The sequence below is a fragment of the Cyanobacteria bacterium FACHB-DQ100 genome, assembly GCA_014695195.1.
In the GTDB taxonomy this organism is placed as follows: domain Bacteria; phylum Cyanobacteriota; class Cyanobacteriia; order Leptolyngbyales; family Leptolyngbyaceae; genus Leptolyngbya.
The window spans coordinates 133,778-156,106 of record JACJNW010000044.1 but is presented as its reverse complement, the minus strand read 5'-3'; the positions used below and the strand labels follow the sequence as shown (position 1 = coordinate 156,106).

At 48.7% G+C, this 22,329-nt stretch carries 21 protein-coding genes; 10 read left to right on the top strand and 11 right to left on the bottom strand.

Annotated features, from left to right (window positions below; all coding sequences use genetic code 11):
• Positions 1-7: 7 nt before the first annotated feature.
• The 4 genes from H6F51_25670 to def all read right to left on the bottom strand — a co-directional run bounded on the left by H6F51_25670 (position 8) and on the right by def (position 3,494).
• Positions 8-1,018 (bottom strand): hypothetical protein, encoded by a 1,011-nt coding sequence (locus tag H6F51_25670; GenBank protein ID MBD1825865.1) that lies wholly within the window; start codon positions 1,016-1,018, stop codon positions 8-10.
• A 151-nt stretch (positions 1,019-1,169) separates the two neighbouring features.
• On the bottom strand, positions 1,170-2,516 hold the full coding sequence (locus H6F51_25665; protein MBD1825864.1) for a PrsW family intramembrane metalloprotease: 1,347 nt from the start codon (positions 2,514-2,516) through the stop codon (positions 1,170-1,172).
• A gap of 151 nt (positions 2,517-2,667) precedes the next feature.
• Complete coding sequence (locus H6F51_25660) at positions 2,668-2,871, bottom strand: hypothetical protein (GenBank protein ID MBD1825863.1); 204 nt, start codon at positions 2,869-2,871, stop codon at positions 2,668-2,670.
• Between the two features lie 59 nt (positions 2,872-2,930).
• The gene (gene def, locus H6F51_25655) at positions 2,931-3,494 is read right to left on the bottom strand and encodes a peptide deformylase (protein ID MBD1825862.1); all 564 of its coding nucleotides are present in this window, start codon (positions 3,492-3,494) and stop codon (positions 2,931-2,933) included.
• A gap of 164 nt (positions 3,495-3,658) precedes the next feature.
• Between def and H6F51_25650 the strand changes: the two genes are divergently transcribed.
• Positions 3,659-4,558: an ABC transporter permease gene (locus tag H6F51_25650; protein ID MBD1825861.1), complete on the top strand. Its 900-nt coding sequence runs from the start codon at positions 3,659-3,661 to the stop codon at positions 4,556-4,558.
• Positions 4,559-4,566: 8 nt separating this feature from the next.
• Here H6F51_25650 and H6F51_25645 read toward each other — a convergent pair whose 3' ends face one another.
• The gene (locus tag H6F51_25645; GenBank protein ID MBD1825860.1) at positions 4,567-4,704 is read right to left on the bottom strand and encodes a hypothetical protein; all 138 of its coding nucleotides are present in this window, start codon (positions 4,702-4,704) and stop codon (positions 4,567-4,569) included.
• Positions 4,705-4,865: 161 nt separating this feature from the next.
• Here H6F51_25645 and H6F51_25640 point away from each other — a divergent pair, with 161 nt between their 5' ends.
• From H6F51_25640 to H6F51_25630, 3 genes are read left to right on the top strand one after another with little or no spacing between them, the layout of a single operon-like run.
• Positions 4,866-5,837, top strand: coding sequence for an ABC transporter ATP-binding protein (locus tag H6F51_25640; GenBank protein MBD1825859.1), 972 nt, complete (start codon positions 4,866-4,868; stop codon positions 5,835-5,837).
• Positions 5,834-6,634 (top strand): ABC transporter permease, encoded by an 801-nt coding sequence (locus tag H6F51_25635; GenBank protein MBD1825858.1) that lies wholly within the window; start codon positions 5,834-5,836, stop codon positions 6,632-6,634. Before H6F51_25640 ends, H6F51_25635 begins: the two co-directional genes overlap by 4 nt.
• A 4-nt stretch (positions 6,635-6,638) precedes the next feature.
• Positions 6,639-8,261 carry a Gldg family protein gene (locus tag H6F51_25630; GenBank protein MBD1825857.1) on the top strand — a complete coding sequence of 541 codons (1,623 nt, stop codon included), beginning with the start codon at positions 6,639-6,641 and terminating at the stop codon, positions 8,259-8,261.
• Between the two features lie 51 nt (positions 8,262-8,312).
• Here H6F51_25630 and H6F51_25625 read toward each other — a convergent pair whose 3' ends face one another.
• From H6F51_25625 to H6F51_25615, 3 genes are all read right to left on the bottom strand, one after another.
• Positions 8,313-8,453 (bottom strand): high light inducible protein, encoded by a 141-nt coding sequence (locus tag H6F51_25625; protein ID MBD1825856.1) that lies wholly within the window; start codon positions 8,451-8,453, stop codon positions 8,313-8,315.
• Between the two features lie 189 nt (positions 8,454-8,642).
• Positions 8,643-9,170, bottom strand: a complete 528-nt coding sequence (locus H6F51_25620; protein MBD1825855.1) for an FKBP-type peptidyl-prolyl cis-trans isomerase — start codon at positions 9,168-9,170, stop codon at positions 8,643-8,645.
• Between the two features lie 37 nt (positions 9,171-9,207).
• Positions 9,208-9,531 (bottom strand): phasin family protein, encoded by a 324-nt coding sequence (locus H6F51_25615; protein ID MBD1825854.1) that lies wholly within the window; start codon positions 9,529-9,531, stop codon positions 9,208-9,210.
• Positions 9,532-9,673: 142 nt separating this feature from the next.
• Between H6F51_25615 and H6F51_25610 the strand changes: the two genes are divergently transcribed.
• Complete coding sequence (locus H6F51_25610) at positions 9,674-10,855, top strand: methyltransferase domain-containing protein (GenBank protein ID MBD1825853.1); 1,182 nt, start codon at positions 9,674-9,676, stop codon at positions 10,853-10,855.
• 622 nt (positions 10,856-11,477) lie between these two features.
• Complete coding sequence (locus tag H6F51_25605; GenBank protein ID MBD1825852.1) at positions 11,478-14,186, top strand: GAF domain-containing protein; 2,709 nt, start codon at positions 11,478-11,480, stop codon at positions 14,184-14,186.
• 101 nt (positions 14,187-14,287) lie between these two features.
• Here the strand turns inward: H6F51_25605 and H6F51_25600 are convergent, their stop codons facing one another.
• Positions 14,288-15,181: a hypothetical protein gene (locus H6F51_25600; protein MBD1825851.1), complete on the bottom strand. Its 894-nt coding sequence runs from the start codon at positions 15,179-15,181 to the stop codon at positions 14,288-14,290.
• A 90-nt stretch (positions 15,182-15,271) separates the two neighbouring features.
• On the bottom strand, positions 15,272-15,913 hold the full coding sequence (gene lexA / locus H6F51_25595; GenBank protein ID MBD1825850.1) for a repressor LexA: 642 nt from the start codon (positions 15,911-15,913) through the stop codon (positions 15,272-15,274).
• Between the two features lie 129 nt (positions 15,914-16,042).
• Between lexA and mnmG the strand changes: the two genes are divergently transcribed.
• Positions 16,043-17,947, top strand: a complete 1,905-nt coding sequence (mnmG, locus tag H6F51_25590) for a tRNA uridine-5-carboxymethylaminomethyl(34) synthesis enzyme MnmG (protein MBD1825849.1) — start codon at positions 16,043-16,045, stop codon at positions 17,945-17,947.
• A 659-nt stretch (positions 17,948-18,606) separates the two neighbouring features.
• Here the strand turns inward: mnmG and H6F51_25585 are convergent.
• The gene (locus tag H6F51_25585; GenBank protein MBD1825848.1) at positions 18,607-18,867 is read right to left on the bottom strand and encodes a hypothetical protein; all 261 of its coding nucleotides are present in this window, start codon (positions 18,865-18,867) and stop codon (positions 18,607-18,609) included.
• A 150-nt stretch (positions 18,868-19,017) separates the two neighbouring features.
• On the opposite strand from H6F51_25585, the gene H6F51_25580 reads away from it, so the two are divergent.
• The 3 genes from H6F51_25580 to H6F51_25570 are packed head-to-tail and all read left to right on the top strand — an operon-like array spanning position 19,018 to position 22,021.
• Positions 19,018-21,387, top strand: coding sequence for an NACHT domain-containing NTPase (locus H6F51_25580; protein MBD1825847.1), 2,370 nt, complete (start codon positions 19,018-19,020; stop codon positions 21,385-21,387).
• A 41-nt stretch (positions 21,388-21,428) separates the two neighbouring features.
• Positions 21,429-21,629, top strand: a complete 201-nt coding sequence (locus H6F51_25575; protein MBD1825846.1) for a type II toxin-antitoxin system VapB family antitoxin — start codon at positions 21,429-21,431, stop codon at positions 21,627-21,629.
• Complete coding sequence (locus H6F51_25570; protein MBD1825845.1) at positions 21,626-22,021, top strand: PIN domain-containing protein; 396 nt, start codon at positions 21,626-21,628, stop codon at positions 22,019-22,021. The genes H6F51_25575 and H6F51_25570 overlap by 4 nt, the downstream gene beginning before the upstream one ends.
• Positions 22,022-22,329: the final 308 nt, after the last annotated feature.

Below are 22,329 nucleotides of genomic sequence, written 5' to 3'. Positions count from 1 at the left end.
TTTGCGACTAGAAGCCTGCAAAGTTATAGCCAATTCCCAGAAGAACGCCCACTGCGGCTTGACCCGTCACAGAAGCATTCACCGAAGCCGTTGCCGTAAATTGCGACGAAATGGGCACATCAATTCCACCTGTCAGCAGCAGACCGACATCACCGCCGCGACCTGTCGAAATGGCTGCACCAATTCCCAAAAAGGGAGCCGCCGTAAATCCTAAATCACCTGTTACACTTTCACCGAAGCTAAAGTCATAAGTGATAGGCAGAAGAATCGCCACATCGTCAGCAAACAACACAGATGGGCGAACCGAGAAATTCCGCGTTAAGCCGATTTTGCTTAATAACGCAAAGCTGCCTTCACCTAGAGCAATGTCGCCGTCGCCAATTCCAATGTTGCCGCCGACTCCGACGTAGCTAGAACCGGAACGGGTCGCACGACCAGGCGCAAACTCGCTAGCTGGCGTCGTTCCAGGGGTCGTGCCCGGCGTTGTGGTGTCAGGCGTGGTGGTCGTGCCCGGCGTTGTCGGTGTACCAGAAGGCGTGGTGGTCGTGCCAGAAGGCGTTGTTTCAGGCGTGGTGGTCGTGCCGCCCGGTGTTGTGGTCGTACCAGAAGGCGTGGTGGCGGGTGCAACGGGTGTTGCATCTTGTGTCGTGCTCGGAGTGGTATTGCTCGGTGTCGTATCTGCGGGGTTTGTCGGATTGCCCGCAGGAGTGTTTCCCGGAACCGATCGACCCGGAGCAATTTCGCTCGGTGTAGAAGGTGTTGTTTGTGCCACCGTAAAGCGAGCGTCAGCGGCAAATCCTTGGTTTACAGGAGGCTGATTGATGCTGATCGCAGGTTGACCCAATGATGCTGCACCATTTGAAGCAACAGAACGGGTAGCAGCTTTAACTGTGCTGGGTTCTTGTGCATTCGCCTTGAGTTCACCTGCAACGAGCGCGATTGAAATAAGTGACAGCGGTAAAAAGAGTTTTAGCGCTGCTTTTGGCGCACTTGCGCCAAGGCGTGGATTCAAAGTCATAGTCGAATGATTATCGTTTGAGTTTAATGGCGATGCAGGCGTGGAAATACCTGTAATTCGAGCCTAATGCTCAAACTTGTAAACAACTTCTTACTTAAGTTCAAGTCAGAAGTTGTTCGGTGTATATCGCAGGATAGAGTTTTTCGTCGCGCTAGGATTTTAGGCGAGTAGCGAAGTTCTGCGATCGCGTGGGTGATATGCTCCGGGCTTTAAGGATTGCGGCAGCCAGAAAGGCGTAAGACACCATTCCCACTAATGCCAAAAGAATTTCGCTGACGCTTCCCATAACGTTCCAGAGAGCGTGAAGTCCAGACGCGGTTAAATAACCGATCAACAGGATCAGCCAGCTTTGGCGCGATTTTAGGACTGCCAGCCCTATGAAGTATCCAAAGTAACCGCTATACGCCATGTGTCCTGCAGTTGCGCCTAATAACCGCGGGATCAGCACTTGTAAGCCACGCAGTTGATCCCATCCGGTTCCGAGTTGCAGCGATGTTGTTTGAATCATGTCGGGAACGTATTGCCCCAAAGTTTCTATTAGGGTAAAGCCAACGGCGGATGCTGCTCCTAGAAGGATGCCGTCCAGAGGTTCCCGGATGCCGACACGATCGTTCCACGGAGCAGGCAGAACGCGCCCAATTAGAAACAACGCACCTAACGGCAGTGCTTTTAGCAGTTCTTCCATGAGTCCCGCGCCAAAGAACATCCGAATGAATAACATCAACGGATTGATTGGTTCTCCGGGGGTTGGAACTTGTCCAGGCAGCACTTCTCGAAACAGTGCGACAAATAGCGGTAAGACGGGACTCCGGAGTAAGAAATAGGTTCCCATGGCCGAGAGAGCCATTACCCACCAGGGCTTGCGCTTTCCGCACAGTCGATAGACGAAGTAAAATCCGACTAGGGCAATGTAACCTGCTAATAGACGGTTAAATAATAAAGGCTGTCCGACCGCAACGAATAAGCCCACGACAAAGACGATCGTCACCACGCTCGGAACGAGGAAGGCTTTGTGCGTCAGTTCTCGTCCGGTGGAAACGATCGGAAACAGTTGCGTCAAGGTGACGGGATCGGCTGGAGTTAGAGACGGAGAAATTGCTTCTTGCTGAGTCGCCACGGCGACCTCGCGATTGAACTCTACCAGATACTCAAAAATATATTCAGGTCCATCATTGCCCAAAGACACGCGATCGCCCGGCTGCAAAAGCTGACATCCTCGCAATTGCTGTCCATTTAGATAGGTGCCATTAGAACTGTTGAGGTCACAAATCCACCAGGCTGGGCGTTCTCCGGCATTTGGTTCACTGGGTCGCACTTCAGCATGACGACGCGAAACCGAGGCAAACCGCAGCGGATCGACGACAATTTGACAGCGAGGATCACGCCCGATCGCGATTACTGCGTCGATGGGTAGGGAATGTACCAGTAATTTGGGATTTGCAGGATCGTCGATCGACAGTTGCCGCAGGCAAGCGATCGGACTAATTTCGCCCGTCATGGAAGAAGTTCAAGCAGTGAGCGTTTGCTAGAACCATACAGTAAAACCAGGGAAATGATGATAATTTCCAGCACGTTATTGAAGATAGGGCTTCAGTCTTCCGATCGCGCTTGAGCTTGAGCAATCGGCAGGTTCTAGGTTTTTTATCGGCTTATTGATTATTGGCTCTTGCATCGGCAACTGCGGCAATAAAGCTAACGATCGTCAACGGGGCGCTAATCGCCAAAATCGCTCCGGTGACTACAGTTCCATATTCAGGATTTCCGGATGTGAGTTCAAACACGCACCCGACTGCGGCGATCGCGGCAACACAGGACACGCCCAGAAATAAACCGCTTTTCGGTGTCATTATCATAATTCTTGCCTCTAAGACTGAAAAACCGTCAGGGGTGCTGACGGTTTGTTTAGTCTTTATTATCCGACGGGACGGACATCATTTGCTGAGAAGCCGCGTTTTTTCAGTTCTTGGTTCAGTGCCAGTTTGTTTTCGACGCGATCGACGAACAAAACACCATTCAGGTGATCGATTTCGTGCTGAATACAGCGCGACAATAATCCATCAGCCGCCAAGGTTCTCATCCGTCCGGTTTCGTCTTTGAAAGAAACTTCAATTTCTTCTGGGCGCTCGACATCGAGATATACACCGGGAATGCTGAGGCAGCCTTCTTGGCCGCTACAGGTTGTCGTGCCTGATTTTTTAATCACGGGATTAATCAGCACCAGCGGCGAAACTTCGGGTTTATCTGGCTCGATGTCTACGACGATGATTTGCTTGTGGATGCCGACTTGAGGAGCCGCAAGCCCGATGCCGTCTTCGCTGTACATGGTTTGCAGCATTTGCCGGACGATTTCGCGCACTTCATCATCCACCTTCGCCACTCGTTTTGCAGGCTGACGCAACACGCGATCGCCCATGTGGTGCATCTGTAACGGTGGATTGTCTAATTTCTTCTTCTCAACCAAAACTGAGGAGGGCATGGGATGTGTCACCTAAAACTGAGGTTCAAAGGTCGGAGTGATTCCGTGTTGGTTCTATTTTAGCGAATGGGTGACGAATTCAGTGGGTAATCCGGATGCTGGTTTTAATTCTGAATGTTACAAGGGGGGTCGCACTGTGAAAATTGTTTTGTGGGAGGAGGAGGATGTTTCGGTTCTTCACCAAGTTCGATTATTTGTGGCGTGAGACGTGGCTGGGCTTGCGGCGTGGCGGCTGGATGAATTGGGCAGCGGTGAGTATGGTGACGGTGCTGCTGTTTTTGTTTGGCATGAGTTTACAGGCTTCTTGGCAGTTGGAGAGCTTGCTGACTCAGTTTGGCAGTCAGCTTGAGGTTTCTGCTTATTTAGAAACTGGGGTGGCGGCGGATGTGCTGCGATCTGTGGTGGAAAAATTGCCGGAAGTGGCTTCGGTGCAGGATGTTTCTAAAGAGCAAGCCTGGAGTGGTTTGGTGCAAGAGTTGGGTTTGTCAAACTTAAAAGATGCAACGCAGCAGCTTCAAGGCAATCCGCTGGTGGATGAGTTACGGGTGAAGGCGCGATCGTCGGAGGCGGTTCCGGCTTTAGCGGAGAAATTAAAGAACATTCGCGGGGTCGAAGAGGTTCAGTATGTGAGCGAAGCGGTTCAGAGAATGGCTCAACTGAGTCGGGGATTTAATTCGATGAGCACCGCCATTATTGGGTTGCTGACGGCAACGGCGATCGCGGTGATCAATACGACGATTCGATTGATTGTGTTGGCGCGTCGCAAAGAGATTGAAGTGATGCAGCTTGTCGGCGCAACTCGAAGCTGGATCTATTTGCCGTTTCTGACTCAGGGTGTGGTGTTTGGGATTGCAGGATCGGCGATCGCTTTTATGCTGATTCAGGCGATCGGAAAATTTATCCGGCATCAATTGAGCGGACAAGCGGAGTTTGTGCAGTTTTTGACGACTGGGGCAGTTAGACCAATCGAGGCGATCGCGCTGCCGTTGATTCTATTGGCGTTTGGCGCAATGGTTGGATTTGTGGGTAGTGTGTTGGCAGTGCGGCGATTTGCCAGGATTTGAGAAGAAGTTTAGGAAGGAGCGCGAGCACTGAAATAGCGATCGTGAGCACTGAAATAGCTCTCCGGAGCGCTGAAATAGCGATCGTGAGCACTGAAATAGCTCTCCGGATCACTGGAATTGCGATCGCGACCACTAAAACAGTGCATCCGATCACTGCAATAGAGATCGCACTCATCGCCTGCTCGCTGTTCTCAAGTTAAAGCTGAGAAAGGCTGGGAGCAAATCGTATCGGTTTGCGTCAAAATGCAGGCAGTCGCGGCAAAACTTTGCTACTCTACGAGACTGCGACCCTAGTTCTCTCAGGTTTATGATCGAAGTTGAGCATCTCAGCAAAGTTTATGGTTCAACCGCAGCGATCGAGGATGTAACTTTTTCGGTCGCGGCAGGCGAAATTCTCGGTTTTTTAGGGCCTAACGGTGCTGGAAAAACCACCACGATGCGAATTCTGTCGGGCTATCTGCCAGCGAGCCGAGGAACGGCAAAAGTTGCAGGGTTTGAGGTGCATGAGAATTTGATGGCGGTGCGGCAGAAGATCGGATATTTGCCGGAAACGCCGCCGCTTTACCCTGAGATGACAGTTCAGGGATTTCTCAACTTTGTCGCGCAGATTAAGGGCGTGAGTGCGGGCGATCGTCCGACTCGAATTCAAACCGCATTGGAAAAAACCGGATTAGTAGACAAACGCAAAACGCTGATTCGTAAGCTGTCTAAAGGGTACCGGCAACGGGTCGGAATTGCTCAAGCGATCGTGCATGATCCCCCTGTAATTATTCTCGACGAACCCACGGTCGGACTTGATCCACGCCAAATTATCGAAGTGCGGAATTTAATCAAGCAACTCGCGGGCGATCACACCGTTATTCTCTCAACGCACATTCTCCCAGAAGTGAGTATGACCTGCGATCGCGTCACGATTATTAATCGCGGTCAAGTCGTCGCAACCAATACGCCGGATCAGTTAATGGCGCAACTCAATCGCGGTTTGGGCTACGAGTTAGATGTGGAGGGCAATTGGAACGCGATCGAGCAGTGCTTAAACTTAGTTGAAAATGTGCAATCGATCGAGCAACTCTCAGGTTCAGATCAACGTTATCGCATTCGTGTAATATCGCAATCCGAAACAGAACCAGGACGGGAGATTGCCGGTGTCTTAGTGCGAAATGGGGTTGGACTGTATGAGATGCGACGAATGCAAGCCAGCTTAGAAGATGTGTTTTTAGAGCTAACGACCGAAGAGAAACCTGTAGAAGACGCGATTGAGGGAGAGCCAGAAGCATGAAGACAGTTCTATTCAACACTTTGGCGATCTATCGGCGAGAATTGCTCAGCTACTTCACGTCGCCCTTAGCGTATACGATCGCAGCCGTGTTCTGGCTGATTTCTGGCTTTCTGTTTACAGTAACGCTCGATGGAGTGATCCAACAGGCAGCCCAGTACGATCAAGCCGCCGCCGCAGGAATTAGAACGGCTCCGATCGACATCCCTTATGAATTCATCCGCACGATCTTAGGAGTGATTGGTTCACTATCACTGTTTGTATTACCCGTTCTATCGATGGGGCTATATGCAGAAGAGCGCAAGCGCGGCACCTTAGAATTGCTAGCGACATCACCCTTAACGAATTGGGCGGTTGCAGTGGGGAAATTACTGGGTGTGATGACGTTTTTCTTTACGATGTCATTACCGTTACTGCTATATGAAGCGATCGCGCTCTCAAATATTAATCCACCGATTCAACTTAATGTTCTATTGCTGGGTCATGCTGGGTTGCTTCTACTGGCTGGAGCAGTCTTGTCGTTAGGAATGTTTATGTCATCTTTAACAGATAGTACGATCGTTGCTGCAATTTTCACATTCGCGTTAGTCATGGCGTTGTGGGTTGTGGATTTAGTGGCAAAAAATTTTGGGGGTGCGATTGGAGAAGCGATCGGACATTTATCCTTACTAAAACACTATACAAACCTGATCCAAGGCATTGTTGATACCAGTAGTCTTGTGGTGTTTGCAAGCTACATTTTTCTTGGAATTTTTCTGACGGCTCAATCGATCGATACCTTCCGTTTCCAGCGTTCCTAGTGTTATGAAAAGACGCTTAAATTTCGTAAAATTTCTGATTCTACCGGGCGCAATGCTAATTCTTGCAGGCATTTCCGCTGGGATTATCTCTGGAGCTTGGGGAGCGATTCCAACCGGATTGATCATCGCAGGAATTGTAGTAATCGGCTTGTGGATGTTACTAATTGGACGCTTCAAAGATCCATTAGAGCCAAGCTTTTGGAGAAGACGATCGACGCAAGCCAGCACCAATGCGATCGTGAGTACGATCGCGGTTCTCGTGATTCTTGGTTTGATTAACTTCCTCGCAGTCCGATCGGCACAACGAATTGATTTAACCGAATCTCGACTGTTCACGCTGTCGCCCGAATCTCAGCAAGTTTTGCGAGAAATGCAGCAAGGCGTAAAAGTTTGGGTGTTCTCCAGCGATCGCAATCCTCAAGATGTCGATTTACTGGAAAACTATCAGCGCAGAACGCCGAAATTTACCTTTGAGTACATTGATCCTCAGACAAATCCAGGTCTAGCGCAAGCGTTTGGGATTAAGAATGCAGGCGATAATCGCGATGTGTTTATCGAACTGCAATCGAGCAAGCGCCGCCAATTTCTGCAAAGCATTTCCTCGCAAGCTAGACTTTCTGAAAATCGTGTCACGAATGGAATTTTGCAGATTACCAGCGATCGACGGTCTAAAGCCTATTTCCTTCAAGGTCACGGAGAAAAATCGCTCACCGATGGAGAAGGGGCAATTTCTAACTCGGTCAAAGCTTTAGAAGAAAAGAACTTTACCAGCGCACCGCTCAATCTGGCTCAACTGGGGAAAGTGCCAGCGGATGCTTCTGTGGTTCTCGTTGTCGGTGCGACTCGCGCCCTGGCAGAAGGTGAAGTGAAAGCCCTCCAAGATTACTCAAATCAGGGTGGAAATTTGCTCATTGCGATCGACCCCAACATTAAATCGGGTCTCGATGCGCTGCTTGGAACTTGGGGAGTCAAACTCGACGATCGCATTGCCATTAACGCACCCGATCAGCGATTAACCAACGCAGGCCCTGCTGTGTCTGTCGTCACGCAATACGGTGCTCACCCTATCACCAAAGACTTTGGCAACGGTATTTCGTTCTACCCGATCGCACGTCCGATCGACATTACGCAAACCCCAGGCATTCAAGCGACCCCACTTCTGCTAACCGATCCCCAAAGCTGGGCAGAATCCAACATCAAGCAGCAACCCCTTAAGCTAGACGGCGGCGATCGACCAGGACCTTTAGCGATTGGAGTTGCTTTAGAGCGCATCGTTACGCCGACTGTTTCCCCGTCTCCCTCCCCTAGTCCAAGCCCGACTGCCTCCCCTTCTCCAAGCCCCACAGCCTCACCTGCCAAACCCGCGAGAATGATCATTTTCGGCAATTCCACCTTTGTCGTCAACGGCTTTTTCAATCAGCAGCTTAATGGCGATGTTTTTCTCAATTCCGTTACCTGGCTGAGTCAAGACCAACTCCAGCCGCTCTCCATTCGTCCCAAAGAAGTGAGAAATCGCCGCATTGTTCTCACCAATGAACAAGCTGTGCTGATTGGATTTTTAGCGTTAGGACTTGTGCCCTTATTCGGCTTTGTGAGTGCTGGTGTGGTTTGGTGGCAAAGGCGCTAAAAAACCTGGGGTAACGTTACCCCAGGCGCATAACGATAAACCCAGTGAGAATTACATCAAGCCCAACTGAGCGAGAATGCCTTTTCCGGTCATTAGCTCAGTCGCAAGACCGATCGCCAAGCCAAGCATAGCCAAGCGACCATTCCAGCTTTCAGCGAAATTGGTAAACCCAAACTTTGCCTTTTTCTCCATGTCCATTCCCTCTTTCAAAAGAAAGATTACGATACATAAGTTAACACTTCTTAAAAGATTTGACCATCATCAGATGTGAAGACGAACGATTAAAGCGCTTCGATGGCTCTGTGTCATCAAGCATTTCGCCATAAAAATAAGCCCTCCAGCACTAACACTGAAGAGCCTGAAAAATCACTAAATTGCGACTTAGCCAACCTTAAGCAATTCCACATCAAAGAGCAGCGTCGCATTCGGTGGAATCGGGCCAATGCCGCGACTGCCATAACCTAAGTCTGGTGGAATCTCCAGCATTCTTCGTCCGCCGACTTTCATCGTGCCGACTCCTTCATCCCAGCCCTTGATCACCTGACCTACGCCGATTTTGAACTTAAACGGCTGACCCCGATCGCGAGAGCTATCAAACTTCGTACCGTCGGTTAACGTGCCCGTATAATGCACCGTTACGACTTGGCCTTCTTGGGGCGTTGCGCCCGTTCCTTCAACAACCTCGGTGTATTTCAGTCCAGAAGCTGTTGTGACCGTTTCTTTATTCTCTGCGTTAGGAGTTGTCATAGGTTTAAGATCAGCAGCTTGAGCCACTTGAACAACAGGAGCAGTCTCGGTTTCGGTTAGGTTTGCCGCGATCGCACTGTCCCGCGAACCCGTTACTTGTGCCACAATCAGCAGCACTACGCAAACCACCATTACACCAAAACTGATCAAAATCTCTCTCATCGATCAGTCCTCTCGAATGTGCTTTCTAATTCTGACACTATTTCCAGAGCTTATTTTCTAAATCGCGCAGTTGGCGTTCTAAGCGATCGAGTCGTCCCCGCAATTCATCCATCTCGGCTTGACGCGGTACACCGAGATCCATCAGCATATTGCGAAGCTGACGCTGCATCTGAGCTTCAAATCCGCCCTGCTCGGTTTTCAATTGAGTCATCAAATCATCAACAAAGCCCTTTGCTTGCTCAGGGTCTAGCTTGCCGTCTTTTACCCACTGATCACCCACTTGTTTGAGTCTTTCGGTAACCAGAGAAGTTGTCCCCACACCCAACATCAGAAGCTGCGTGATCCAATTATTGTTATCCATGATTTTTTGTGTAGCCTGATCGGTTCCGCTTACGTCCATTGTGGCAAATCTCGATCGATTCGCAACAGGACGGTTTCCCGTCACAGGGGCGCATCGAATGAGAGACTAGATCTATATCGGCTTGCTGTGATTTTTCCTAACTATGTCAGACTCTCAAACGATTAGTGCTGCGGTTGCTGCGCTTTATAATACGTATCCTTTTCCCCCAGAGCCTTTATTAGATGAGCCACCGCCCGGATATAACTGGCGCTGGAATTGGCTTGCTGCTTACAGTTTTTGCACCGGACAAAAACCAACTCGCCAAGATGTCCGAATTTTAGACGCAGGCTGTGGAACAGGTGTAGGGACTGAATATCTCGTTCACTTAAATCCCCAGGCTCATGTCACTGGAATTGATCTGAGTTCGGGAGCTTTGTCGGTTGCACAAGAACGCTGTCAACGATCGGGAGCCGATCGTGTCGAGTTCCATCACCTCAGCCTTTACGATGCGGATCAATTGTCAGGACAGTTTGACTTAATCAACTGCGTTGGAGTTCTGCACCATTTACCCGATCCGATTCGGGGGATTCGATCGCTCTCTGCCAAACTTGCGCCCGGTGGATTGATGCACATCTTTGTGTATTCAGAATTGGGACGACATGAAATTCAACTAATGCAAGAAGCGATCGCGCTGTTGCAGTCTGATCGCTCGAATTACCGGGAAGGAGTCGCGATCGGGCGACAACTTTTCGCGTCGTTGCCTCCGAATAATCGTCTGGTGCGCCGGGAGCAGGAGCGCTGGTCGATGGAAAACACGCGAGATGAATGTTTTGCCGATATGTATGTGCATCCGCAAGAAGTCGATTACAACATTCATACATTGTTTGAGTTGATTGATGCTTCGGGCTTAGAATTCCTGGGCTTTTCTAATCCGCGTCAGTGGGAAGCGTCGCGATTGTTCAATCATCCCGAATTATTAGAACGGGCAGAACACCTGAGCGATCGAGAACGATACCGCTTGATTGAACTGCTCGATCCAGAGTCCGTGACTCACTATGAATTCTTTCTGAGTAAAGGAGAGTTACCGCGATCGGACTGGAGTTCCGACGAAGCGCTGTTGAATGCTATTCCTGAGCGGAGCCCTTGTATGGATGGTTGGGAAAGTCGCTGTTTGTTTAACTACGACTACCAAATCATTAACTTGTCCGAGGATGAGTTTGCATTTCTCAAGGCTTGCGACGGCAATCAAACGCGATCTGTGAAAGACATTCTCTCTGAAGTTTCGCTTTCATTGGAGTTGGTACGATCGCTGCAATCACAGCAATTGATCTTACTCAGTCCATAAGATGCTTTGATCCGGGTGAAGCTAAGTAGACAAGCCTCACTAAACTTGACACTCCCTACCGCATGGCGGACTACGGTGTATACACATCTTCTTCTCACTTCGTTGTCATCGGCCTCAGCCCCCTAAATCCCCCATTCTGGGGGACTTCGATCCGAAGCTTTGACTTCAAAGCCCCCCACGAGTGGGGGATTTAGGGAGCTGACTCAAACGCAGCGAGAAAGAGATGTGTATACACCGTAGCGGGAGAAGGGTTGGGAATGAGGGCAAATCGGTTAGAACGCAGATGAGAAAATCATTTGAGGAGAATGAAACAGGTCTGCTGGGGAGAAGGGAGCTAGACTCCTGTTTCCCCCTCCTGCAGGAGAGAGCTAGGGTGAGGGTAGATCCAGGGTTTGTTTAATCTGCGATCCCAAGACGATCGAAGTCGCATAACAGTTTTTTTCTAAATTGTCTATAGAGTGAAGTTGGAAAAAGAATGCGCTAAAAACTCTCGACAGAGTAAGGCATTAGTGACACAATCTCTGCTAACGAATGGAAACCGTAGAAATACTGAATTCAATTCGTCACTTCAGACCCCAGCGTGGATTCTGTTCCTGAATTCGTTCTAAGGAATGCCTGTACTATGTTCAAAATTGATTCGCTCCAGCGCTTTGTTCCTGCTGCGTCAGCTGATGCAGCAGAAGGAACTGCCCAATCCTCAAAGTCATCCAACCCGCTGTCATCCCGCTTTAGCCCCCTGAGCTTTAGACATCAAGTCGCTGCGATCGCGATCGCGCTTGGAATGCTGCCGACTTTAGCGGTGGGGGTTGTGAGCTATCGATTAAACGATCATGCTGTCAATCAAGCGATCGAGCTTCAGCAACTCAGCGCCAGAATGACGAGCGATGCCGTCCGATACTATATTAAGCAGCGACAGGCAGAAATTAGCACGATCGCAACGCTTCCCATGCTGAATGATGCGAAAGTTTGGGATAGCTTGCTTCCCGCCGATCGCGCCATTGCGCTCGATCGAGCAACTCAGGCTTATAGCGCTTATAGCAACATTGTGATATTCGATCTAAACGGAACTGCTCTGCTGCAAACTCAGCCGCAGATCATCCCTAACCAAGCGCAAGAGTCTTACTTTCAGGCAGCACTCAAAGCGAATCGAGTGAGCGTGAGTGCTGCGACCGAAAATGAAAACCAGACGGTGCTGTATTTCAGCCAACCTATCCAAGAGAGTACGACCGGAAAAACTATTGCGATCGTCCGAGCCACTCTACCCACTCGTAACCTTGCAGACCTCGTTTCCATAGCGCCGCAGTCCTATAGCATTGCTGATGGTGCCAATCGCTTTGTAATTGCTTCCAACTCAAATTCAAGCGCCCTAAACAGCTTTGCCGATTCACGCACTCTACAAAGTAAGTTCTGGACAAACGACCAAACACAGCGCCGTTTGTTTCTGACTCAAGCCCCGATCGCCCCAATCGAGCAGCTACCGGAGCTGAACTGGCGCATTATTCTCAGCGCTCCTGCCGAGCAGATTTCGGAACCTTCGCGCCTGTGGGTGTTGCTCATGAGTAGCGGAACCGCGATCGCCTCTGGATTCATCGCCATCCTGCTTGCCAATGCTTTAACTCGTCGCATCAGTCTGATGAAAAATCGGGTGCGGAAACTTTCAGACGGCGATTTCAGCACCCGACTAAATGTCAAAGGCAGCGACGAGATTGCAGCGTTTGGTCAAGTGATTGATCACATGGCAGAAACGATCGAACACTCGATGCGCGAACAATCGAAAAACGTAGATCAGCTACAGCAGCTTAATCAGGCCGCCTTCAACATTCGCAAATCGATTGATTTTGATCAGATTGTCCAAACCGGAGTTCAAGAGGTTCGGTATCTGCTGAATGTCGATCGTGCGATCGTCTACCTCTTTGACGAGAACTGGCAAGGCAGCGTGATTGCTGAATCGGTCGCAATGCAGTTTCCAGCAGCGCTCGGCGCGAGAATTGCTGATCCTTGTTTTGCAGAACACTATGTCGAAAAGTATCGCGCCGGTCGGGTTCATGCAATTCCAAACATTGCTGAAGCGGATCTTGATCCATGTTACCGGGGACAGTTAGAACCCTTCGAGGTGAAAGCGAATATCGTTGCGCCAATGGTGGTGGAAGGCAACTTAATCGGATTGCTGGTCGTGCATCAATGCAGCGCGCCGCGTCAGTGGCAACCCTCGGAGATCAGTTTATTTATGCAAATTGCTTTGCATCTGGCATACGCGATCGAGCAAGTCAAGTTAGCGGCTGAGCGTGAAGCAGCGCAAGCCCAAGCCGCTCTAGCTCAAGACCGTCAAGCGCAGCGAGAAGTTTTGCAAGCGCAACTGCTCGAACTGATGCAGCAAGCAGAACAAGCGGCACACGGCGATTTAACCGTCCGGGCAACCGTGAGCGGTGCAGAGATTGGTACCGTGGCCGACTTTTTTAATACGATCGTCGAAAGCCTCCAACGCATTGTGAAACAAGTCAAACATAGTGCTTTAGAAGTCAATGCTTCGTTGAGCCAGCATGAGGTTGCGGTGCGATCGCTGTCTGAAGATGCGCTCAAGCAAGCGGAAGAAACTCAAGTGACGCTGAGATGTCTTGATCAGATGGTGCGATCGATTCACACGGTTGCAGAACGCGCCAAGCAGGCTGCCGAAGTGAGTCATACCGCAGCGCTGACGGCACAAGCGGGTAAGTTCGCCGTGAATCAAACGGCTGAGAGCATGGACGAGCTAAAGCAATCGATTAGCGAAGCGGCGAAAAAGGTGAAACGGCTGGGAGAATCTGCTCAGCAAATCTCAAAAGCTGTGTTGTTAATCAATCAGATCGAAACGCAGACGAATGTGTTGGCGGTAAATGCTGGAATTGAAGCGAGCCGTACCGAGGAACATCAGGGATTTGCCACGATCGCAGAAGAAGTGAGCGCTCTTGCGGGTCGGGCTTCTGCGGCAACGCATGAGATTTCGCAGTTGGTGACGACGATTCAGCAAGAAACGGTCGAGATGGTAAACGCGATGGAGAAGAGTACCGCTCAGGTGTTGACGGGGAGTCATTCCGTGGAATCGGCGAAACAGAGCTTAGAGCAGATTATGCAGGTGTCGCAACAGATTGATCAGATTGTGCAATCGATTTCGGAAGCAACCGTGTCACAGGTAAGTACCTCAGATACGGTGTCGCAGTTGATGACTACGATCGCTCAAGTGGCGAAACATACCTCAAGTTCATCGCTTGACGTTTCAAGTTCACTCAGAGAAACGGTCAGCGTTGCGAAATCACTGGAACAATCGGTGCAAATGTTTAAGGTGAGCACTTGAATTTGCAGCTAGTAATGTTTGGGTAAAAAATGCGATCGCATCAATTCCGATGCGATCGCACAAGGGCACTTCAAGAAAGGCAGAGATTAACGCCAGCTCGATTAATCGCGAAGCCGTGCTGCTTCTGGGAGCGGTCTTCCTTTCGGCTCTGGCAAGGAAGGACGGCGCTCATACGGTAGCGGAATGTATTGCACCGAAGGGCGACCGCCTTGAGGCTGCGGATACAGTTCCATCAGATCGTAGATTTCGCGATCGAGTCCGACGGTGATCGGCAATCCAAGCTCTGAAGCCTCTTCCACGGTAATCGGATAATCGTGTGTAACTCTTCCGGTGGTGAGCGCATCGATCACCGCTTCTACCTTCTCAGACGCAATCTTTGGATTCGGAACTGTGTCGTTAAGTAAGGTACGAACAAAGCGCTGAACTTGCGCGATCGCTTTGCGCGACAAGTCCGCCATGATTAACGTTTGATCGTCGATGTCTCCGATCGGCTTATCTTCTACAACTTTCAAAACGCTGGCTGCGGGGAAGTTGCCCAACTGCGGATCAACGGGGCCTAACACCGCATTAGCATCCATCACAATTTCGTCTGCTGCCAACGCTAACATCGTTCCACCGCTCATTGCATAGTGCGGCACGTACACGGTGACTTTTGCAGGGTGGCGAATCAGAGCGCGTGCGATCTGTTCGGTTGCAAGTACCAGTCCACCGGGCGTATGCAGAATCAGATCGATCGGTACATCCGCCGGCGTGAGGCGAATTGCCCGCAGGATTTGTTCAGAGTCTTCGATCGTGATGTAGCGAGAGAGCGGAATTCCCAACAGGCTAATCGACTCTTGACGATGCACCAGCAGAATCACACGGCTATTGCGCTTACGTTCGATGTCTTTGAGCGTGTTGTACCGTCTCGTTTCAGTTTGCCGCCGTTGCCATAGCGGTTGCAGTGAAGAAAAAATGAAGAATACCCAGATTAAATCAAAGAAACTGAAAGTCATAGAATTCACTTTGAGACAGATGGTTCTATTGTTTCAGTTTCAAATTAGGGGAATCTCTACCCTGGGGGCTAAACAGAAGGTGATTTCCAGTTAAACCAAACCGCGTACCAAGCCGACGAATACGCCTTCGATCGTCACTTCGTCCGCTTGTTTCTCAATGACGGGATAGCTTGGATTTGCAGGTTGCAAGAAGATCTGATCACCGCTCCAAAACAAATGCTTTAAGGTCGTTTGTGTTTCAAATCGGGCTGCGACAATATCGCCGTTTTTGATTGTGCGGGGTTCCGGTTCTTTTCTCAGAATTACCACATCGTTATCTGCGATCGCGGCTCCGATCATGCTGTCTCCTCGAACCCGTAGCGCAAAATACTGACTCATCTGCTGCCGGCGTTTTCCAGCGAAATGCGGCAAGGTAGAAACATCGACATATTCTTCAATTTCTGACTCTGCAAAAGTTTCGACCAGTCCGCCTGCTGCAATTACACCCAGAATCGGAATGTTGCGCGATCGTGGCTTGCAAATGATCAGTGACTTTACGGCTCCTTCTCTCCAAGCCACGTAGCCTGCATCTCTCAAATCCGCTAGATGGTAGCGGATTGTGTCTTTTGACTTGTAGCCTAATGCGACTGCCATTTCATCGTAAGACGGTACAGAGTGATAGCGATCGATGTGGTCTTCGAGCCAATCTAACAGCTTCTGTTTAGGAGGAGAGAGGTCAGCCATCATATTCATAGGACGCTTGTACTTATACGGTATCTTATTTTTATGCCTAATTCTAGATTTCCCTAAGATTTCCGGTATCCTGCTTGAGTTTCAACTTGCCCTCTAGAATAGAGATTGCACCGATCGTCCGAGAGAGTTATGAGCGTAGAGTTTCTTGATGCGTATGATGTTGTCGTTGTGGGAGCCGGACACGCGGGCTGCGAGGCGGCGCTTGCGACTGCACGCTTAGGCTGTCGGACATTGCTGCTCACTTTGAATCTCGACAAAATCGCTTGGCAACCTTGTAATCCAGCAGTTGGCGGCCCGGCAAAATCTCAGCTTGTCCATGAAGCAGATGCCCTCGGCGGCGAGATTGGCAAAATCGCCGATCGCACGTATCTGCAAAAGCGAATTCTCAATTCGTCGCGTGGCCCTGCGGTGTGGGCATTACGAGCGCAAACCGACAAGCGCGAATATGCCTCCGTGATGAAGAATATCGTTGAGAATGAGGAAAATCTGACGATCCGAGAAGGCATGGCGACGGATCTGGTATTGAACGCAAACGATGAAGTGATCGGCGTTGAGACTTACTTCGGTGTGGCGTTTGAGTGCAAAGCGGTTGTGCTGACGACCGGAACGTTTCTCGGCGGCAAGATTTGGGTCGGCAACAAGTCGATGGACGCGGGACGTGCGGGAGAGTTTGCGGCGATCGGCTTAACCGAGACGCTGAATCGCTTCGGCTTTGAAACCGGACGGTTAAAAACAGGCACACCTGCGCGGGTCGATCGCCGATCGGTAAACTTCGATGTCCTAGAACGCCAACCGAGCGATCCAGAAGTGCGCTGGTTTAGCTTCGATCCAGAAGTTTGGGTCGAACGCGAACCGATGGATTGTCATTTGACGCGCACCACTGCCGAAACTCACCGGATTATCCGCGAGAATTTGCATCTATCACCTGTGTATGGAGGTTGGGTGGATGCGAAGGGGCCTCGATACTGTCCCAGTATTGAAGATAAGATCGTGCGATTTGCCGACAAAGAGAGCCATCAAATCTTTATCGAGCCAGAAGGACGCGACATTCCAGAACTGTATATTCAAGGCTTTTCAACCGGACTGCCTGAGAAAATTCAACTGCAAATGCTGCGATCGCTCCCCGGTTTAGAAAACTGCGCGATGCTGCGTCCTGCTTATGCAGTGGAGTATGACTATCTTCCAGCAACGCAGTGTTACCCAACTTTGATGACGAAGAAGATCAACGGTCTATTTTGTGCAGGTCAAATCAACGGCACAACGGGTTATGAAGAGGCAGCGACTCAAGGGTTAGTGGCTGGAATTAATGCCGCACGATTCTGCCGCAATCAAGAAATGGTGATCTTCCCGCGTGAACAGAGCTATATCGGAACCCTGATCGATGATCTTTGCACCAAGGATCTGCGTGAGCCTTATCGGATGTTGACTTCCCGATCGGAGTATCGATTGATCTTACGCTCAGACAACGCCGATCAACGCCTAACCCCGTTAGGGCGCGAAATAGGATTAATCGACGATCGACGCTGGGCATTGTTTACTCAAAAGCAAGAAAACATCGCCGCAGAGAAAGAGCGATTGCACGAAACGCGAGTCAAAGAACATGACGAAATCGGGAAAGCGATCGCACAAAATACACAACAAGCAATTAAAGGATCAATCACGCTTGCCGATCTTTTGCGTCGTCCTGGGTTTCACTATGCTGATCTCCATCGTTATGGTTTAGGGAATGCGAACTTAAACGAGTTTGAGAAAGAAGGCGCTGAAATTGATATCAAATATTCAGGCTATATTCAACGCCAGCAACATCAGATCGAACAAATCAGCCGACAAGAAAATCGCAAACTTCCAGAAACGCTAAATTACAACGAGATTGAAACGCTTTCCAAGGAGGCGCGAGAAAAGCTGTCTAAAGTGCGCCCTCTGACGATCGGGCAAGCCTCCCGAATTGGAGGCGTGAATCCGGCTGATGTGAATGCCCTGCTTGTTTATCTGGAAGTGCAAGCGCGTCGATCGGCTGAGGTCGTAACGGGCTAGAAGCGTCAGGATGAGAGCGAGAGTTAAGTAATGAGAGAGGTTCTCACTTTTTGTCCTGGACTCAGTAATGCTTCACATTGTTCAAGACATCGATTTGTCATTGCCGCAACATCTCATCCCTCTTTCCTCCGCGAAGCAGCTACCGTGTACACACAAGTTGATTGATCTGTTACCGCAGAAATCCTCTGCCCCCTAAATCCCCCATGAATGGGGGACTTCGATCCAAAACTCCGAGCTCAAAGTCCCCCATTTTGGGGGATTTAGGGGGCTAAAGCCGACTCAAACGAAGCGAGTTACGACTTGTGTGTACACGGTAGCCGCGAAGCAGGGAGGGGATTTCCGTCTCATCCGTTAACACCTGCCGCCGTAATGGGATTCAAGGCTCGAATACAGATTTTCTAACTAATTTGTGCTGTTGTCCATCGCCGCAACAGTTCTATTTCTAAAACGGATCAGGATTTCAGAATCTCTCAAACCTGTCTCCTGATCGTGCGGCTAGAGTAGCGGCTCATCTCACAAACTGATTAACAATTCGACTCCAATTCCTGGAAACTAAGCGCTATTCGCCCTTCGTCTCTTGTTCATAGATAAAAAATCGGACGCAAAACTCATCGTTCTTGCGCCCGTCGATCCTCTAGAGAGGAGGGTACACAGCCCTACTAAGAATGTGATTCATCTGCTTCATCCCCATCTGTCTCAAGTTTTGGGTTGAGTAATGTCGGTGTTTGACTGCCAAGAAGCCCAAAAATTGTGCCGATGCCAATCTTCCAGGTGGTATCAAGCGTTTCGAGAATACGAGATTGTTCTGGAGTGAGTTCGGATTGACTTGCGAGGCTAATCGCTCCACCACCGGATAGCAGCGTGAATGCAACGACGGTGAAGAAGACCTGTTGAAAGAGAGAAGGTGTCGATTTGTGCATAACCATCAGGCTGTAATTGACACTCTTACTATCAGGGAGATGAAGCTAAAGTTCAGGCTCTACAAGGGTTCTCACCTGGATGAGTTTGGGTTGACTTGGGGATAACTTTGAATGAGATGGTAAAATTGGGCATTGTGCTGGTCAGAGAGTATGGCAAGTCGATCGCTGCAAGCGTGTTGCGTGGGCGTTGAGCAAATTGCTCATGCACTGACTCATCAAAAATTAAGTCAAGAAGAATTGGGCGGCGATATTTGTCAACCAGCAACGTCAAAGAAGTTTTGCCGAGGAGAAAAGGTTGATCGACGGATTTTCGTCAAACTTTGCGAGAAGCTTGGCTTAAATTGGGAAGAAATTACAGGAATCGCTGCTCAATCGATTGCTCCAGATGGAATGAGCGACACTTCAATGGGTATGGTTCAGAAGTTTCGCGATCACATCAGACCACATTTGCAAAAGCGTTGTGGCACGATGCGCGTATTGGATATGTCGCAACCGATCGGTTTGGATGACATTTATACGAACGTTAACATCCTGGAGAAAATCACTGGACGCAGACGGTTAGAGCTATCAGAACTGTTGCAAACTGTCTCAGCCGAGAACGTAGAAAGGTTTAGCTTGGGAGCAGTGAAAGGTAAACCAATTCCGGGGTTAAAAGCGGTTGAGCAATATAGCAAACTGATGATTTTAGGAAAGCCTGGGGCGGGCAAAACTACGTTTCTCAAACATCTGGCAATTCAGTGTATCGGTGGAAGGTTTCAACCGCAGCAAGTCCCAATCTTCATCACCTTAAAAGAGTTTGCTGAGATTGAAGAACGTCCTGATCTCCTTAAATATATTGGTTTGTATCTCGAATGTGATGAGCCAGAGACAATTCGTGAATTGCTCGATCGTGGAAATGCGCTGATTCTTCTTGATGGCTTGGATGAGGTTCGAGAAACTGATGTTTCTCATGTTCTGCGACAGATTCAGAGGCTTTCAGAGCGTTACCATCGCAATCAATTTGTTGTGACTTGTCGAATTGCTGCCCGTGAATATACGTTTGAGCAATTTACAGAAATCGAAGTGGCTGATTTTGATAATGAGCAGATTGCATATTTTACTAATAGATGGTTTCAGACTAGAGAAGATGAGGTGAAAGCAGACCGCTTTCTTGAGCAGCTAAAAGCTCATCCACCAATCCAGGAACTCGCTACCAGCCCACTCTTGTTAACACTTTTGTGCTTAGTATTTGAAGATTCAGGAGATTTTTCAGCGAATCGATCAGAACTTTATCAAGACGGCGTAGACGTTTTGATGAAAAAATGGGATGTCAAGCGCAACATTGAACGGAAGCAAGTCTATAAGAAATTATCCTTACATGTTAAGCAGAATCTTCTGGGTGAGATTGCACTAAAAGCCTTCGAGAAGAAGGAGTATTTTCTTAAGAAGAAGACAATTGAGGCATACATTGCAAGTTTCATTCGTAACTTACCAAACGCTGCCGATAATGAGGAGATGTTGCGCTTGGATAGTGAAGTGGTTTTAAATTCAATTGAAGCGCAGCATGGTTTATTAATAGAGCGAGCGAAAGGAATTTATTCTTTCTCGCACCTCACATTTCAAGAGTATTTTGCTGCAAGGGAAATCAAAGAGAAAACTGCCTATTCAAAATTAGTTGATCATGTTTTTGATCGACGTTGGAGAGAAGTATTTTTGTTAACCGCAGGGATGATACGGCAGGCAGATGAATTGCTCCTGATGATGAAGAAAAAGATTGATACAAGCGCATCTAAAGATGAAAAGCTTCAACAATTTTTAGCTTGGGTTGCACAAAAAGCTAACTCAGTGGCAGCACCATACAAACTGCCAGCTATTCGCGCCTTCTATTTCGCACTTGGTGATGCGGAGCTTCACTCCATTGATCGATTGCTTTCTATCGCTATGGATGAAAACATCCTCGAAATTGGAAGACTTATTGACCATCGATTATTTGATGTGCCATGCCCAGATGCAGAGTCTATTGCTCATAGTGAACTTCTTCTTGATAACTTGCTGGATGGTTGCGTTTACTGGGCATCTTGTAGTGACTTTCAGAACACTGATATACAAGTTAGAAGGGATGACGAGTCCCAAAATGTTCTTTCTCCAGCAGTTATCTTTGTAAAACAAGCCAATTTTATCAGCCTGCTGTCTCCACAACTTCACCAAAAACTTCAACCATTTCTACAACAAATAATTGAACTGCATGGTAGTGATGAAGCGAAATATAGAGAAAGACTAGTAGTTGTTGATCAGATGAGATCTGTGATTGTTCAGGAGCGTAATATCGCTCTTTACTGGCGATTTGACTTTCAAAATTTGAAAATGCAGGGAGAGCAGATTAAGATGAAGAAAAAGTATAATGATGCCAATAAATTATTAATTGATTGCCTTAATAGCGATTGCTATGTTAGTCGCGGTGTGCGTGAGAAAATTGAAAGCACTTTGTTGTTACCATTCACCGAAATTCAAAACCTCCAATCATCCGAATCTCAGTCTTGAAACACAGATAAGATAGAGCAATCACAACATCGCTAGTAGCAATGACTCACTCGCTCAATCTGGATGAATCTCTAATTCAGGAAGCATTGGCACTCGATGAACAGCAGAACCTAGAATCTGTCATCGAAACCGCTCTACGCGAGTACATTCAACGCCGCCAACGTCGCAAAATCGTCGAGTTATTTGGAACGATCGACTACGAAGAAAGTTATGACTACAAAGCTCAACGCCAAACTCCATGAGCGTAATTGTTGATACTTCTGTTTGGTCACTGGCTTTGCGTCGTAATGCTCCTGATTCCGAAATCGTCGATCGACTTCGCACACTCATCACTGAAGATGAGGTCAGCATTCTCGGAGCCATTCGCCAAGAAATTCTCTCCGGGCTTCGCACAATTGAACAGTTCAGGCGACTACGCGACTATCTTCGAGCTTTTCCAGACGTAATGGTTCTCCGAGACGACTACGAAACCGCTGCTGAATTTTTCAACACCTGCCGCCGCAATGGAATTCAAGGCTCGAATACGGATTTTCTAATTTGTGCTGTTGCCTATCGTCGCAACGATTCTATCTTTACAACAGATCAGGATTTTAGAACCTTTCAGACCTGTCTACCGATCGTGCTGCTAGAGTAGCGGCTCATCTCACAAACTGATTAACAATTTGACTCCAATTTCTGGAAGCTAAGTGCTATTCGCCCTGCGCGTCTTGTTAATAAATTTAATAGATAAAAAAATCGGACGCAAAACTCATCGTTGTTTGCGCCCGCCGATCCTCTAGAGAGGAGAACACTGAAAATTACTATACGGCTTGTTGAAAAACTTTGTCAACACTAATGAGAAAGTATTTCAATAAAATCGACAGCGACGATCGCGCAATTTTTCAACCTATCACCGAAAATATTGAAGCAGTAAGGAGTATGATGATTCAGATTATTCAAGAT

Bases quoted from the DNA above. Each gene is read 5' to 3' on its own strand.
- H6F51_25670 (MBD1825865.1), bottom strand. From the start codon at position 1,018: ATGACTTTGAATCCACGCCTTGGCGCAAGTGCGCCAAAAGCAGCGCTA.
- H6F51_25665 (MBD1825864.1), bottom strand. From the start codon at position 2,516: ATGACGGGCGAAATTAGTCCGATCGCTTGCCTGCGGCAACTGTCGATC.
- H6F51_25660 (MBD1825863.1), bottom strand. From the start codon at position 2,871: ATGATAATGACACCGAAAAGCGGTTTATTTCTGGGCGTGTCCTGTGTT.
- def (MBD1825862.1), bottom strand. From the start codon at position 3,494: ATGCCCTCCTCAGTTTTGGTTGAGAAGAAGAAATTAGACAATCCACCG.
- H6F51_25650 (MBD1825861.1), top strand. From the start codon at position 3,659: ATGTTTCGGTTCTTCACCAAGTTCGATTATTTGTGGCGTGAGACGTGG.
- H6F51_25645 (MBD1825860.1), bottom strand. From the start codon at position 4,704: ATGCACTGTTTTAGTGGTCGCGATCGCAATTCCAGTGATCCGGAGAGC.
- H6F51_25640 (MBD1825859.1), top strand. From the start codon at position 4,866: ATGATCGAAGTTGAGCATCTCAGCAAAGTTTATGGTTCAACCGCAGCG.
- H6F51_25635 (MBD1825858.1), top strand. From the start codon at position 5,834: ATGAAGACAGTTCTATTCAACACTTTGGCGATCTATCGGCGAGAATTG.
- H6F51_25630 (MBD1825857.1), top strand. From the start codon at position 6,639: ATGAAAAGACGCTTAAATTTCGTAAAATTTCTGATTCTACCGGGCGCA.
- H6F51_25625 (MBD1825856.1), bottom strand. From the start codon at position 8,453: ATGGAGAAAAAGGCAAAGTTTGGGTTTACCAATTTCGCTGAAAGCTGG.
- H6F51_25620 (MBD1825855.1), bottom strand. From the start codon at position 9,170: ATGAGAGAGATTTTGATCAGTTTTGGTGTAATGGTGGTTTGCGTAGTG.
- H6F51_25615 (MBD1825854.1), bottom strand. From the start codon at position 9,531: ATGGATAACAATAATTGGATCACGCAGCTTCTGATGTTGGGTGTGGGG.
- H6F51_25610 (MBD1825853.1), top strand. From the start codon at position 9,674: ATGTCAGACTCTCAAACGATTAGTGCTGCGGTTGCTGCGCTTTATAAT.
- H6F51_25605 (MBD1825852.1), top strand. From the start codon at position 11,478: ATGTTCAAAATTGATTCGCTCCAGCGCTTTGTTCCTGCTGCGTCAGCT.
- H6F51_25600 (MBD1825851.1), bottom strand. From the start codon at position 15,181: ATGACTTTCAGTTTCTTTGATTTAATCTGGGTATTCTTCATTTTTTCT.
- lexA (MBD1825850.1), bottom strand. From the start codon at position 15,913: ATGAATATGATGGCTGACCTCTCTCCTCCTAAACAGAAGCTGTTAGAT.
- mnmG (MBD1825849.1), top strand. From the start codon at position 16,043: ATGAGCGTAGAGTTTCTTGATGCGTATGATGTTGTCGTTGTGGGAGCC.
- H6F51_25585 (MBD1825848.1), bottom strand. From the start codon at position 18,867: ATGCACAAATCGACACCTTCTCTCTTTCAACAGGTCTTCTTCACCGTC.
- H6F51_25580 (MBD1825847.1), top strand. From the start codon at position 19,018: ATGGCAAGTCGATCGCTGCAAGCGTGTTGCGTGGGCGTTGAGCAAATT.
- H6F51_25575 (MBD1825846.1), top strand. From the start codon at position 21,429: ATGACTCACTCGCTCAATCTGGATGAATCTCTAATTCAGGAAGCATTG.
- H6F51_25570 (MBD1825845.1), top strand. From the start codon at position 21,626: ATGAGCGTAATTGTTGATACTTCTGTTTGGTCACTGGCTTTGCGTCGT.